Source organism: Streptomyces sp. NPDC002835 (genome assembly GCF_053591995.1).
This window is the reverse complement of the sequence record NZ_JBSFUW010000016.1, coordinates 28,768-42,172: the sequence shown is the minus strand read 5'-3', so window position 1 is coordinate 42,172 and position 13,405 is coordinate 28,768. Positions and strand designations below refer to the sequence as shown.

Annotated in this window: 14 protein-coding genes; 6 read left to right on the top strand and 8 right to left on the bottom strand. The window is 73.7% G+C overall.

Annotated elements, in window-relative coordinates:
• The first annotated feature begins 6 nt into the window (after positions 1-6).
• A complete protein-coding gene (locus ACWD01_RS19180; protein WP_451163287.1) occupies positions 7-462 on the top strand; it encodes an ATP-binding protein in 456 nt (151 codons plus the stop codon).
• A gap of 46 nt (positions 463-508) precedes the next feature.
• Here the strand turns inward: ACWD01_RS19180 and ACWD01_RS19175 are convergent, their stop codons facing one another.
• On the bottom strand, positions 509-1,435 hold the full coding sequence (locus ACWD01_RS19175) for a cyclase family protein (RefSeq protein ID WP_451163285.1): 927 nt from the start codon (positions 1,433-1,435) through the stop codon (positions 509-511).
• A gap of 82 nt (positions 1,436-1,517) precedes the next feature.
• Here ACWD01_RS19175 and ACWD01_RS19170 point away from each other — a divergent pair, with 82 nt between their 5' ends.
• A complete protein-coding gene (locus tag ACWD01_RS19170) occupies positions 1,518-2,429 on the top strand; it encodes an SDR family oxidoreductase (protein ID WP_451163283.1) in 912 nt (303 codons plus the stop codon).
• A 153-nt stretch (positions 2,430-2,582) separates the two neighbouring features.
• On the top strand, positions 2,583-3,632 hold the full coding sequence (locus tag ACWD01_RS19165; RefSeq protein WP_451163281.1) for an alcohol dehydrogenase catalytic domain-containing protein: 1,050 nt from the start codon (positions 2,583-2,585) through the stop codon (positions 3,630-3,632).
• 46 nt (positions 3,633-3,678) lie between these two features.
• On the opposite strand, the gene ACWD01_RS19160 is transcribed toward ACWD01_RS19165, so the two are convergent.
• Complete coding sequence (locus tag ACWD01_RS19160) at positions 3,679-4,668, bottom strand: GlxA family transcriptional regulator (protein WP_451163279.1); 990 nt, start codon at positions 4,666-4,668, stop codon at positions 3,679-3,681.
• Positions 4,669-4,739: 71 nt separating this feature from the next.
• On the opposite strand from ACWD01_RS19160, the gene ACWD01_RS19155 reads away from it, so the two are divergent.
• Positions 4,740-6,035 carry an MFS transporter gene (locus ACWD01_RS19155; RefSeq protein ID WP_451163277.1) on the top strand — a complete coding sequence of 432 codons (1,296 nt, stop codon included), beginning with the start codon at positions 4,740-4,742 and terminating at the stop codon, positions 6,033-6,035.
• A 21-nt stretch (positions 6,036-6,056) separates the two neighbouring features.
• Here the strand turns inward: ACWD01_RS19155 and ACWD01_RS19150 are convergent, their stop codons facing one another.
• From ACWD01_RS19150 to ACWD01_RS19130, 5 genes are all read right to left on the bottom strand, one after another.
• Positions 6,057-6,566 carry a DUF1203 domain-containing protein gene (locus tag ACWD01_RS19150; RefSeq protein WP_451163275.1) on the bottom strand — a complete coding sequence of 170 codons (510 nt, stop codon included), beginning with the start codon at positions 6,564-6,566 and terminating at the stop codon, positions 6,057-6,059.
• A gap of 42 nt (positions 6,567-6,608) precedes the next feature.
• A complete protein-coding gene (locus ACWD01_RS19145; protein ID WP_451163481.1) occupies positions 6,609-7,208 on the bottom strand; it encodes a flavin reductase family protein in 600 nt (199 codons plus the stop codon).
• Between the two features lie 120 nt (positions 7,209-7,328).
• On the bottom strand, positions 7,329-8,120 hold the full coding sequence (locus tag ACWD01_RS19140) for an enoyl-CoA hydratase/isomerase family protein (RefSeq protein ID WP_451163273.1): 792 nt from the start codon (positions 8,118-8,120) through the stop codon (positions 7,329-7,331).
• Positions 8,111-10,342 (bottom strand): acetate--CoA ligase family protein, encoded by a 2,232-nt coding sequence (locus ACWD01_RS19135; protein WP_451163271.1) that lies wholly within the window; start codon positions 10,340-10,342, stop codon positions 8,111-8,113. The genes ACWD01_RS19140 and ACWD01_RS19135 overlap by 10 nt, the downstream gene beginning before the upstream one ends.
• A 143-nt stretch (positions 10,343-10,485) precedes the next feature.
• Complete coding sequence (locus ACWD01_RS19130; RefSeq protein WP_451163269.1) at positions 10,486-11,649, bottom strand: flavin-containing monooxygenase; 1,164 nt, start codon at positions 11,647-11,649, stop codon at positions 10,486-10,488.
• 168 nt (positions 11,650-11,817) lie between these two features.
• Between ACWD01_RS19130 and ACWD01_RS19125 the strand changes: the two genes are divergently transcribed.
• On the top strand, positions 11,818-12,270 hold the full coding sequence (locus ACWD01_RS19125) for a DoxX family protein (protein ID WP_451163267.1): 453 nt from the start codon (positions 11,818-11,820) through the stop codon (positions 12,268-12,270).
• A complete protein-coding gene (locus ACWD01_RS19120) occupies positions 12,267-12,692 on the top strand; it encodes a Zn-ribbon domain-containing OB-fold protein (RefSeq protein ID WP_451163265.1) in 426 nt (141 codons plus the stop codon). The genes ACWD01_RS19125 and ACWD01_RS19120 overlap by 4 nt, the downstream gene beginning before the upstream one ends.
• Before the next feature lie 31 nt (positions 12,693-12,723).
• Here ACWD01_RS19120 and ACWD01_RS19115 read toward each other — a convergent pair whose 3' ends face one another.
• Positions 12,724-13,404, bottom strand: a complete 681-nt coding sequence (locus ACWD01_RS19115; RefSeq protein WP_451163263.1) for a pyridoxine/pyridoxamine 5'-phosphate oxidase — start codon at positions 13,402-13,404, stop codon at positions 12,724-12,726.
• Between the last annotated feature and the right edge of the window lies 1 nt (position 13,405).

Sequence of the window (13,405 nt, the reverse complement as noted above, 5' to 3'; positions counted from 1 at the left end):
TGAGCGGTGCAGGTGCTTCAGGTGCAGTTGGAGATCGGGTCGGACCCCTCGGAAGTGGGGCGGGCCCGCAGATGGGCAAGGGCGCGGCTCGTCAAGTCCCCGGTGGGCGACGACGAGCGGCTGGCCGAGACATTGATCCTGCTGATCTCGGAGCTGGTGACCAACGCCGTGGTGCACACCGGCTGTCCGGCGGTGCTGCGGATGCTCTTCGGCGGCGGCGGCGCCGAGGCCGGGACGGTCCGGGTCGAGGTCGTCGACGTCAGCGCCTGCCCGCCGCGCCCCCGCCGCGCGCGCGGCGAGGACACCGGCGGCCGCGGCCTCGAGCTCGTCGACGGGCTCGCGGACCGCTGGGGCTGGCAGCGCGAGGGCGCCGGCAAGTCCATCTGGTGCGAGGTGGACCGCGGTCTGCCCGCGGGCGCGCCCCGGCTGACCGGCGCACCCGTGGTGGCGCGCGGGGCCTGAGCCGGCCCCCTGTCGTCGCGCGCGGGGCCTGAGCCTGGCTGCTGCCCTACAGCACGGCCACCGGTGCGACGGGTGTGCCGGTGGCGCCGACGAACGGCTCCGGCATCGCGGAGAGCAGGAACGCGTACCGGCCCGTCTGTGCACAGGCTGTGGACAACTTTTCCAGATTCCAGTTCTGGCCCTGCAACATGCCCATCTCCACGAGGTGCAGCGCGTGCACCGGCAGCCAGAGGTCGTCGATCTCCGGCGGGAAGATCTCGAAGGTGAGCGTGTCGTTCGCGACGGCGGCGACGTCCCGGGCGTGGAACCACTCGGGCGTGCGCACCGACAGACCGGGCGACGGAAACCCGTAGCCGTGCCGGTCGCCGCCCAGCAGGAGCCGTATCTGTCCCGTCCGTACGAGGACGATGTCGCCGCCGCGTACGGTGACGCGCCCGCAGGCGGCCGCCTCGTCCAGGTCCTCCGGTGTGACGGCGTGGTCGCCGGGCAGCCGGTCGAGCCCCTTCGCGCGGGCCACGTCCAGCAGCACGCCGCGGGAGACGACGGGCGGGGCCTTCTCGATGCCGCTGAAGCGGGCGCCCTCGTGCGGGGTGACGGTGTCCGCCGGGCGCCCGTTGTAGAGGCGGCCCGAGTGCGAGGCGTGGGTCAGGGCGTCCCAGTGGGTGGCGGCCTGGAGGCCCATCGTCACCGTGTCGTCGCTGGTCGCGACGGTGCCGGGCCCGAAGAGCTCCTGGTTGATCTGCACCATCGTGTGCAGCGGGTCGATCCGGCCCGGGATGACGCCGGTCTGCACCCCGCCCTGCCGCAGCGGCAGCGCGAGAGGCACCCGCACACCGCTGCGCACCTCGGCGACCGCGCCCGTCACCACCTCGTCGTCGATCAGGTTCAGCGTGCCGATCTCGTCGTCGCCGCCCCAGCGCCCCCAGTTGTTGACGCGCTTCGCGATGTCGTGGAACGCGGCCGGCAGTGACATGGGCCCTCCCCGGGGCTTGTGTTCGTGCGTCCGACTCCCCAGAATCTAACGGTCCGTCAGAAAGTACGGGAAGGGGCCGGTCGTGGGGAACTTCTTGGCAGGCAAGGCCGTCGCCGTGACCGGAGCCGGCCGCGGCATCGGACGGGCGGTCGCGCTGGCCTGCGCCGCCGAGGGCGCGAGCGTCGTCGTGGGCGACCTCGGCGTCTCGGTCGACGGCGCCTCACCCACCTCCGAGGTCGCCGACGCCGTCGTCAAGGAGATCGAGGCGGCCGGCGGCACGGCGGTCGCCGTGGCCGACGACATCGCCACCATGGCGGGCGGCCGGCGCCTCGTGGACGTGGCGCTCGCCGAGTACGGACGCCTGGACGGGGCCGTGTGCGTCGCCGGTATCCTGCGCGAACGGATGCTGTTCAACATGGCCGAGGACGAGTGGGATGCCGTCCTCGCCACCCACCTCAAGGGCACCTTCACCGTCTTCCGCGCCGCGTCCGCGGTGATGCGGGCCCAGGGCTCCGGTACCCTGATCGGTTTCACCAGCGGCAACCACCAGGGGTCCGTCTCGCAGGCCAACTACTCGGCGGCGAAGGGCGGGATCATCTCCCTCGTCCGCAGCGCGGCGCTCGGGCTGCACAAGTACGGCGTCACCGCGAACGCGGTGGCCCCCGTCGCCCGTACCCGCATGTCCGCAGGCGTTCCCATGGAGCTCAAGGAGATCGGCGAACCCGAGGACGTCGCCGCTCTGGTCGTCTATCTGCTCTCGGACCGCGCCCGCGCCGAGAGGATCACCGGGCAGGTCTACACGATCGCCGGCCCCAAGATCGCGGTCTGGGCCCAGCCGAGGGAACTGCGCGCCGCCTACGCCGAGGGGCCCTGGACCCCGGACCGTATCGCCGACTTCCTGCCGGGCACGGTCGGCACCGACCCCATGCCGCTGCTGGCGCAGCTGGAGGCCATGTCGGCCGCGGCCCGGCGCGGCACCCGGCCCAACGCGTGAAGCGCGCCGGCCGCTCGGAACGCGTGACCCGGTACGGGCCGCGCGCCGACAGTTTGGGCCGGGCGAGCAGCTCGGACCGCGTGACGGCCCGTGCGAGGTCCGTCGCCACATCGTCATCACCGGGCGGACGCCCGGCCGGCCGAAGGAGCCGCGGTGAGAGGTGTCGTGTTCGACGGGGAGCAGGTCCGGGTCGTCGACGACCTGGAGATACGCGCCCCCGGCCCGGGCGAGGTCCTGGTCGAGATCGCCGCCGCCGGCCTGTGCCACAGCGACCTCTCCGTCCTCGACGGCACGATCCCCTTCCCCGTGCCGGTCGTCCTCGGCCACGAGGGCGCGGGCGTCGTCGCGGCGGTCGGCCCGGGCGTGGGCCATGTCGCCCCCGGCGACCACGTCTCGCTGTCCACCCTCGCCAACTGCGGCGCCTGCGCCGACTGCGACCGGGGCCGCCCCACGATGTGCCGCCGGGCCATCGGCCGCCCCGGCCGCCCCTTCTCCCGCGCGGGCGGCCCCGTGTTCCAGTTCGCCGCCAACTCGGCCTTCGCCGAGCGGACGGTCGTCAAGGCCGTGCAGGCCGTGAGGATCCCCGCCGACGTCCCCCTCACCTCCGCCGCGCTGATCGGCTGCGCGGTCCTGACCGGCGTCGGCGCCGTACTGAACCGCGCCAGGGTGGAGCGAGGAGACACCGTCGTCGTCATCGGCACCGGCGGCGTCGGCCTCAACGTCCTCCAAGGGGCGCGGATCGCGGGCGCGTCGGCGATCGTCGCCGTCGACACCAACCCGGCGAAGGAGGTCGCGGCACGGCGGTTCGGCGCCACGGACTTCCTGGCCTCCCTCGACGGCGTACGGGAGGTGCTTCCCACCGGGGCGGACCACGTCTTCGAGTGCGTCGGCAGCACCGCGCTGATCCGCGCGGCGATCGGCCTGCTCGACCGCCGCGGCCAGGCGGTCCTGCTGGGCATGACGTCCCCGTCGGCGCAGGCCGCGTTCCTGCCCGCGTCCCTCTTCCTGGACAAGTCGGTCCTCGGCTGCCGCTACGGCTCCTCCCGTCCGCAGCACGACATCGCCCTCTACGCCGACCTGTACCGGCGGGGCCTGCTCCTCCTCGACGAACTGGTCACCGCCACCTACCCCGTGGAGGACTTCGCCAAGGCGGCGGACGACGCCCGGCACGGCCGGGTGGCGCGCGGCGTGCTCACGTTCTGACCGGCGTCAGCCCCTCGGCTGCTGCCCGTCAGTCCTCGGCGCGCACTCAGCCTGCCCGACGGTCCCGCGCCCGGAACGTCCGCCGGTACACCGTCGGCGGGACGCCGAGCGCCGCCTGGAGGTGCTGGCGCATCGACTGGGCCGTGCCGAAACCGGCGTCCGTGGCCACCTGGTCGATGGACAGGTCCGTGGACTCCAGCAGGTGCCGGGCCCGTTCCACCCGCTGCTGGGTCAGCCACTGCCCGGGACTGATGCCGACCTCCTCGCGGAAGCGCCGCGTGAAGGTCCGTACCGACATCGACTCCTGGTCGGCCAGGTCCCGCAGTTGCAGCGGCTCGTGGAGCCGGGCGAGCGCCCAGGCCCTGGAGGCCGTGGTCGTCGCCATCTGCGGTTCGGGGACGGGCCGGTGGATGAACTGGGCCTGCCCGCCGTCGCGGTGCGGCGGTACGACGGTCCGGCGGGCGACCTCGTTGGCGACGGCCGCGCCGTGGTCGCGGCGCACGATGTGCAGGCACAGGTCGATCCCGGCGGCGACCCCCGCCGAGGTCAGCACGTCGCCGTCGTCGATGAAGAGCACGTCCGTGTCGACCGCGACGGACGGGAAGAGCCGCTGGAAGTGCTCGGCGCACGACCAGTGGGTGGTGGCGGGGCGCCCGTCCAGATATCCGGCGGCGGCCAGCACGTACCCGCCCGTGCAGATGGACACCATCCGGGTGCCGGGCCGGATGTACGCGAGGGCGGCGGCCAGCTCGTCGGTGAGGCGGCCCTCCGCGTAGACCGGTCCGAGCTCGTACGAGGCGGGGACGACGACCGTGTCCGCCGTGGCCAGGATCCGCGGGCCGTGCTCGACGGTGACGGCGAAGTCCGCGTCCGTCCGCACCGGACCCGCGGCGAGACCGCAGGTGACGGTCTCGTACAGCGGGCTGCCGTCGGCGGCTTCGGCGCGGCCGAAGATCCGGTGCGGGATGCCCAGCTCGAAGGGGAGCAGCCCGGTCAGGGCCAGGACCACCACGCGATGCCGTCCGGTCTCCGTCATGGCCCGATCCTATCGAACGCTGTCCCACGGGCCACTCGCTGTGGCCGGCACGGAACCGGAAGCTGGGCGACGTGACCCAGACAACCGCCCCGCACCCCGGCTCCGAGCAGCCACTGCGCCGACCGCCCCGCATCCACCGAGCCTGGTACGTCGCCGCCGTCACCTTCGTGACGATCATCGGCGCCGCGGCCTTCGCGTCCCTGCCGGGCCTGCTGATCGAGCCGCTGCACTCGGAGTTCGACTGGTCGCGCGGCACGATCGGCTTCGCCGTCTCCGTGAACCTGGCGCTGTACGGACTGACCGCGCCCTTCGCGGCGGCCCTGATGGACCGGTACGGCATCCGCCGCGTCGTCGCCGTCGCGCTCACCGTGATCGCGGCGGGCTCGGTGCTCACCGTGTGGATGACCGCGCCCTGGCAGTTCGTCCTCTACTGGGGCGTCCTCGTCGGTCTCGGCTCCGGCTCGATGGCGCTCGCCTTCGCGGCCACCGTCACCAACCGGTGGTTCGTCAAGCGCCGCGGCCTGGTCACCGGCATCCTCACCGCGGCCGGGGCCTCCGGCCAGCTCGTCTTCCTGCCGCTGCTGTCCTGGCTGGTCGAGAACCACGAGTGGCGGCCCGCCGCGATCACCGTCTCGCTCTCCGCGCTCGCCGTCGTCCCGTTCGTCTGGCTGCTGCTGCGCGACCACCCGGCGGACGTGGGCATCGCCGCGTACGGCGCGGAAGGCTTCACGCCCAAGCCGGACCCGGTGCCGGGAGCGGCGCGCAGGGCGGTGCAGGTCCTCTTCCGGGCGGCCCGCACCGGCCCGTTCTGGCTCCTCGCCGGCACCTTCGCGATCTGCGGCGCCTCCACGAACGGCCTCGTGAAGACCCACTTCGTACCGGCCGCCCACGACCACGGCATGCCCATCACCGCGGCCGCGTCACTGCTCGCCGTGATCGGCGTCTTCGACGTCGTCGGCACGATCGCGTCCGGCTGGTTCACCGACCGCTTCGAGGCGCGCCGCCTGCTCGCCGTCTACTACGCGCTGCGCGGCGTCTCGCTGCTCTTCCTGCCGATGCTGCTCGCGCCGACCGTCCAGCCGCCGATGATCTTCTTCATCGTCTTCTACGGCCTCGACTGGGTCGCCACCGTCCCGCCGACGATCGCCCTGTGCCGCGAGCACTACGGCGACGACAGCGCGATCGTCTTCGGCTGGGTCCTCGCCTCCCACCAGGTCGGCGCGGCCGTCGTCGCCTTCGCCGGCGGCGTCGCCCGCGACGTCTTCGGCTCGTACGACGTGGTCTGGTACGCCTCCGGCGCCCTGTGCGCGGCGGCGGCCCTGATGGCCCTGGTCATCCGCCGCAGGCCGCTGCCGAAGCCCGCCTGAGCCTGGGCGTGGGGGTCCGGATCAGGCCGGCTCCGTGCGCCGGACCTCGGCCATGAAGCACCCGTGTTCGACGGCGCGGACGTGCACCAGCGCCACCGCCGGGTCCGCGAACACGTCCCGCAGGGCGGCGTCCACCTCCCCGGCGCGCTCCCGGGGGACCTCGACGAGCGTCCCGCCGAGGATGTGCCCGTCGGAGCCGTACGCGCGCAACACCCGCCGGGCGCCGTGGAGGTCGGTGGGGTAGCCGGGCCCGGACGTCCGGCCGGCGCACTCCTGCGCGTGGATGAAGACCGGCCCGCACTCCTCGTACGGACCGGGCTCCGCGCCGGTCTCGGCCGCCCAGCGGCGCAGCGGCGCGTACGAGACGAGGACGATGGGCTCACCGGCCTCGCTGCGCCGCAGACAGCAGCGCAGCGGTGCGCCGCCCTCCGGGTCGGTGAACGGCTGCCGGGTGTGCCCGGCGTCGTCGCGCTCGCGCAACTGCTTCAGTACGTCCGGGGAGATGGCCCGTGTCTCGTGTGTCGTGGTCATGGGCCCAGCCTCCGCGACGGGCCGCGCCGCCGCTGGCGGGATTCAGACGTCGAGCCCCGCGACGCGCCCGAACCGCCCCCGGTGGAACAGCAGCGGCGCGCGCTCCTCGTCCGCGTCCAGCGCCTCGACCCGGCCGACCACGATCAGATGGTCGCCGCCGGTGTGCACCGCCTGAACGGTGCAGTCGATCCAGGCCGCCACCCCGTCCAGCAGCGGCGCCCCGGTCACGGGCGCCGCCCGGTACGCCACCCCGGCGAACTTGTCCGCCCCGCTGACGGCGAACCCCCGGCACAGCCCGCCCTGTTCCTCGCCGAGCACGTTCACACAGAACCGCCCGGCGCGGGCGATCCGTGGCCACGTCGTGGACGTGCGCCCCACCATGAAGACCACGAGCGGCGGTTCGAGCGACAGCGACGCGAACGACTGGCACGCGAACCCGGCCGGCCCGTCGGCGTCGACCGCCGTCACGACGGTCACCCCACTCGCGAAGTGCCCCAGCACCCGCCGGAACTCCCCGCCCCCGACGGCCGGCCGCTCGCCCTCCCCGACGGCCCGCAACGCGCGCACCGGCAACGCTTCGTACACCTCGGCGTCGACGGACCCCCCGACGGACCGGAGATACCGGACGGCGGTGGCGGCCATGGCTGCGTGTCCCATCACGCCGCCCATTGAACCTGACGGAGCGTCAGAAGGTAACCCACAAGCGCGGTTCACGGGGCGCGGCGGTTACGGGGCGGCGGTTACGGCTCCGGGCCGGCCCCCTCACCGCCCCTCGAAGCGCGGCGCGCGGCGTTCCAGGAACGCCGTCACGCCCTCCCCGGCGTCGTGGGTCGCCATGTTGAGCTCCTGGGACGCGGCCTCCGTCGCGAACGATGTCGCGCGGTCCGCGTCCAGGGAGGCGTTGATCAGGTGCTTGGTCAGGGCCAGGGCGCGGGTCGGGCCCGTGGCCAGGCGGTTGGACCAGGTGTGGGCCGTCTGCTCGAGGTCGGCCGCGGGGACGACCCGGTTGACCAGGCCCAGGCGTGCCGCGTCCTCGGCGGAGAGCGCGTCGCCGAAGAACATCAGCTCCTTGGCGCGCTGCGGGCCGACCAGCCGGGGCAGCAGGTACGCGCCGCCGCCGTCGGGCACGAGGCCCCGGCGTACGAACACCTCGATGAAGCGCGCGCCCTCCGCCGCGAGAACCAGGTCGCAGGCGAAGGCCAGGTGCGCGCCGATGCCGGCCGCCGTGCCGTTGACCGCGGCGATGACGGGCTTCTCACAGTCCAGTACGGCCCCGATCAGCCGCTGCGCGCCGAGCCGGATCGTACGGGCGACGTCACCCGGGGCCGGCGCGCCCGAAGGGGCGCCGCGCAGGTCGGCGCCCGCGCAGAAGCCCCGCCCGGTGGCGGTGACGACGACCGCGCGGATCGCGGGGTCCGACGACGCGGCGGCGAGCAGGGCGATGATCCGCTCCCGCTGGTCCGGCGTCACCGCGTTCATCACCTCGGGCCGGTCGAGGGTGATCCAGGAGACCGCCCCGTCGGTCCGGTGCAGGACGCCCGGCGTCACCGGCACACCGCCAGCGCGTCCAGCGCCACCGCGCCCTGTCCGCGCGGCAGCACCATCAGCGGGTTGACGTCCAGTTCGGAGAGCTGGTCGCCGAGCTCCAGCGCCATCCGCTGGACCCGCAGGACGACTTCGACCAGCGCGTCCACGTCCACCGGCGGCCCGCCCCGCACCCCGTCCAGCAGGGCGCGGCCGCGCAGCTCGCCGAGCATGTCCCGGGCCTGGTCCTCGCCGAAGGGCGGGACGCGTACGGCGGTGTCGTGCAGCACTTCGACCAGGACGCCGCCGAGCCCCACCGTCACGGTCGGGCCGAACAGCTCGTCCTGGGCGACCCCGACGACCATCTCCACGCCCCGCTCGACCATCTGGCACACCAGGACGCCGTCGAGGTCGACGCCCTCGTAGCGGGCGATGTCGGTGAGTTCGCGGTAGGTGTCGCGCACCTGGCTCGCGGAGGTGAGGCCGACCCTGACCAGCCCCAGCTCCGTCTTGTGCGCGAGCTGCGGCGCGGAGGCCTTCATCACGACCGGGTAGCCGACCAGCGCCGCCGCCCGTACCGCCGCGGCCGCGCTGGTGACGAGCTGCTCGCGCGGCACCCGGATCCCGTACGCGCGCAGCAGGCTTTTCGCCGCGTGCTCGCTGAGCTGCCGGCCCGGCTGCATCAGGGCCTGCGCCTTGCGGAAGGACGGGGACGGGGTGCGCGGGGCATCGTCGAAGGGGGAGCGGTAGCGGGCCGTGAAGCGGTGGTGGGACAGATGGGCGCGCACCGCCGTGATGCAGTTGGCGAAGGTGCGGAAGGTGGCGACGCGGGAGGAGCCGAGCAGTGTGTCGCGGTAGGCGGACTCGGTGCCGAGCGGCGAGCCCCACACCACGCACACCAGCTTGTCGGTGGTCTCCGCCGCGTCGACCAGGTCCTGGGCGAGCCGGTCGCTCATCGGCGGGAAGGGGCCGGTGATCGGGCAGATCAGCACGCCGATCTCCGGGTCGGCCAGGATCGAGTCGATGATCCGGCGGCCGCGTGCATCGCCCACCGGGTGGCCGCCGTTGTCGATCGGGTTCGAGACGTTCAGATACGGCGGTATCCACTGGTGCAGTTCGTCCTGCCGGGCGTCGCCGAGCCGCGGCAGCCGCAGGCCCGCCGCGGTCGCCAGGTCCGCGAAGTGCGCCCCCGTACCGCCGGAGATCGAGTACACGGCCACCCCGTCGGCGACCGGGCGGCGCGCCCGGGCCAGCAGGGCCGCGGTGTCCTGGAGTTCGTCGAGACCGTCGACGCGGATCACGCCGAACTGCCGCATCGCCGCGTCCACCACCTGGTCGCTGCCGGTGAGTTTGCCGGTGTGCGAGGCGGCCGTACGCGCCCCGGTCTCGGTGCGGCCCACCTTGACGGCGACGACCGGCACCCCCCGGCGGGCCGCCCGGTCGGCGGCGAGCAGGAAGGAGCGGCCGTTCTTCAGGCCCTCCACGTAGCAGGCGATGGCCCCGACCTCGGGGCGCTCGGCGAAGTACGAGACGAAGTCGGCGGTCTCGAGGTCGGCCTCGTTGCCGGTGGGCGCCCAGTGGGAGAGCCGGATGCCCAGCTCCTGGAGGGTGAAGAGGGGCCGGCCCTGGTGACCGGACTGGGTGACGAGGGCGATCGCGGGCCCTTCGAGGTCGTCGCGGAACCTCTCGAAGGCGTTCAGATTGGTGTTGGGCCCGAGCAGCCGGACACCGGAACGCTCCACGGCGGCCGCCAGCCGCGCCTGGGCGGCGGCGCCCTCCTCGCCGGTCTCCGCGTAACCGGAGGCGAAGGCGACGGCGAACCGCACCTTCGCCTCGCCGAGTTGCTCGATCACCGGCAGCGGGTCGGCGACCAGCAGCACGGCGAGGTCGACGGGTTCCGGCAGGTCGGCCACGGACGGTACGCAGGGCAGGCCGAAGACGCTCGTACGGGTGGGGTGCACCGGGTGCAGACGCGCGCCGACGCGGGCGGCCCAGTCAACGAGCTGCCGGGTGACGCCGGTGTTCGGCCGGCCCTCCGTGTCAGAGGCGCCGACGACGGCGACGGAGGAGGGGTGGAAGAACCGGTCCAGGTCGGGTACGGGCGCGTGCAGCGGACGGCCGCCGACGTCGAGGTCTCCGGCGAGGGCGGCGGGTCCGGCTGCCTCGTGGACCGAGTTTCTGGGCTGATCGCCGCAGGCGACGACGCGCGCGCGAAGGTCGGAGGTGAGTGTGCCGTGAGTCGATCCGAGCATCGCTGGTCTCCGCTCCTGCTCGATGGCCGAGCTGCCGGCCACTTAACTGACGCACAGTCAGATTAGCGAACCGGCGGAAAGTCAGGAACAGGTGCCGCACACGCAATGCCCGCCCGCCCGGCCGGGGAGTCCGGGAGCCGGTGCTACGACAACGCTTTCGCGATCTTGCGCGCGTCGATAGCCATCTCGCGCAGCATGCCGCTGATCGGATTGGTGAAGCCGGTGAAGTAGAGCCCGGGCGCCTGCCGGGGCGTCCGACCGCCGTGGACCACGGGCCGGCCGCGCTCGTCCAGCACGTCGAGATGCCCGACCATGCCTTCCAGCGCCCGCCGGTACCCGGTCGCGGCGATCACGGCGTCCGGGGAGATCCGGCTGCCGTCCGCCAGTACGACCTTGCCGTCGTCCAACGACTCCAGAGCCGCGACCGGCTCGACCCGGCCCGTGCGGACGGCGTCGATCAGGCCCACGTCCTGCACCGGGATCGCGCCCTGCCGTACGCGGGAGTACAGCCCTGTGTCGGGGCGCGGCAGCCCGTGTTCGGCCAGGTCCGGCACGGCGATCCGGGACATGAGGCCCCCGGCCGCGTCCACCATCCGCACCGGCAGCCGACGGACCAGGATGCCGGTGCGCTGTGCGGGCCAGCCGGCCGTGGAGCGGCGCACGATGTGCGGGACGGTGCGCACCGCGAGCCGTACCCGCGCCGCCCCGCCCTCGACCAGGTCGACGGCTATCTCGGCGCCGGTGTTGCCCACCCCGACGACGAGGACGTCCTTGCCCGCGTACGGGGCGGGCTCGCGGTAGTCGCGGGCGTGCAGCAGCTCGCCGCCGTACGTCTCGCGGCCCGGCCAGTTGGGCAGGTGCGGTGTGTGGTTGTAGCCGGTGGCCACCACGACCGCCCGGCCGGTCAGCTCCCGGCCGCCGGTGGCGTGCAGCAGCCAGTCGCTCCCGGCCGCTTCGATGCGGGACACCTCGACGCCGGTGACGATCTCCAGCTCGTGGAACTCCGCGTACTTCTCCAGGTAGCGGACGACGTCGTCGCGCGAGACCCACCGGCCGAACGAGCGCGGCATCGGCAGGCCCGGAAGGGCGGAGAGACTGCGGGTGGTGTGCAGATGGAGCCGGTCGTAGTGGCGCCGCCAGGAGGCGCCGACCGCCTCGGACTTCTCCAGTACGACGGCCCGCACGCCCCGTTGGCGCAGGGCGGCCGCCGCGGCGAGACCGCCCGGGCCGCCGCCGACGACGTACACGGGACGGTCGTTCGTCCGGTGGGTGCCCGAGTATCTGTGCGTGTCCTTTTCGGCGGCCATGAGTGAAAGCGTAATGACCCACCGAATTGATGGGTCTCAGTCAAGGCCGGGTTCGGTTGCGAATCGGTCACGACCCGGACACCTTGCGTGCACCCCGGCGCCCCGCCCCCTTGCGCGGGGCGCCTGTACGCGCCGAAACTGACGTACCGTCAGGAATGCGAGGCGATCATGCAGACGCTCTGGCTCACCGGCGCCGAATGGGCCGCCGTCCTGCGTATCGGCCTCGGCCTGTGGTGGCTGGAGAGCTGGCGTCACAAGGACAGGAAGGGCTGGTTCGAGCGCGGGACGGGCATCGCCTGGGCGGCCGGCGTCGCCGCGGAACACCGCTGGCGGCCCGTCCGCACCGGCTTCGAGAAGGTCGTGGCGCCCCGGCCCAGGGTCATGGCCTACGTGGTCGTCCACGCCGAACTCGCCCTCGGCCTCGGGCTCGTCACCGGATTCCTCACACCGATCGCGCTGGCGGGCGGGCTGCTGCTCAACGTCCTCTATCTGGTCCTGATGATCCACGACTGGGCCGAGCAGGGGCAGAACGCCATGATGGCCCTGATATCGCTCGTCGCCCTCTTCGCCATGTCCTGGCAGACCTGGTCGCTCGACCACGCGCTCGGACTCTTCCTGTGACCGGCCGGGGTCCGCGGGCCGACGCCACCCCGGCGACCCCCGACATCGACGACTTCACCCGCCCCTACTGGGACGCGGCAGCCGCGGGCGTCCTGCTGATCCGCCGCTGCGCCGACTGCGGGCGGCCGCACCACTATCCGCGCGAGTTCTGCCCGCACTGCTGGAGCGAGAACGCCGGCTGGGAACGGGCGAGCGGCCGGGCGACGCTCTACACCTGGTCCGTCGTCCACCGCAACGACCTGCCGCCACACCGCGACCGCGTCCCGTACACGGCGGCCCTCGTCGAACTGGCGGAAGGGCCCCGGATGATGACCGAGGTCGTGGACTGCGCACCGGAGCGGCTGGCCGTGGGGATGGAACTGACGGCCGCCTTCCGTACGGGGGAGGACGGCGTGACCGTGCCCGTCTTCCGCCCCGCGTGACGCCCGTCCTCCGGCCCGTACGCCGCCCCCGTCACGGCCAGAGCAGTTCCCGCTCCCACGCGCCGCCCGCCGTCCGCCGGTAGCGGAGCCGCAGATGCCGGCGCCGCTCGTCACCCTGGAAGAACTCGGCCTCGCGCGGCTCCACCACGTACCGCGTCCACGACGGCACCGGTGCGTCCGGCTCCGACCGCGCCCGCTCCCACGCGGCCTCGGAGGCACGGGCCAGCGCGTCCACCGACGGCAGCACCTCGCTCTGCCGGCCGGTCAGCGCCGCCGCGAGCGCCCCCGTCGAACGGACGGCCAGGTCCGCCCGGCTCTCCTCGGGCGGCGCGGCGCTCACCCGGCCGCGCACCCTGATCTGGCGGCCCTGGGCGGCCCAGTAGAAGACGAGCGACGCCTCCGGCCGGGCCGCCAGGTGCCGGCCCTTGGCGCTCGTGGCGTGCGTCGCGAAGTGCCAGCCGTGCTCGTCCGCGTCGTGCAGCATCACGATCCGTGCGTCGGGACAGCCCTGCTCGTCCACCGTGGCCAGGGTCATGGTGTGCGGCTCGCGCTGCCCGGCGGCCACGGCCTCGGCGAACCACCGGTGGAACAGCGGCAGCGGCTCGGCGGGCGCGCCCGCCGGGTCGAACGCGGGCAGCGGGACGTCCCAGACCCGCTGCGCGTGCAGCAGTGCGCGGAAGGCGGCCTGAGGGTCGCGCTCTTCGTGGTCCATG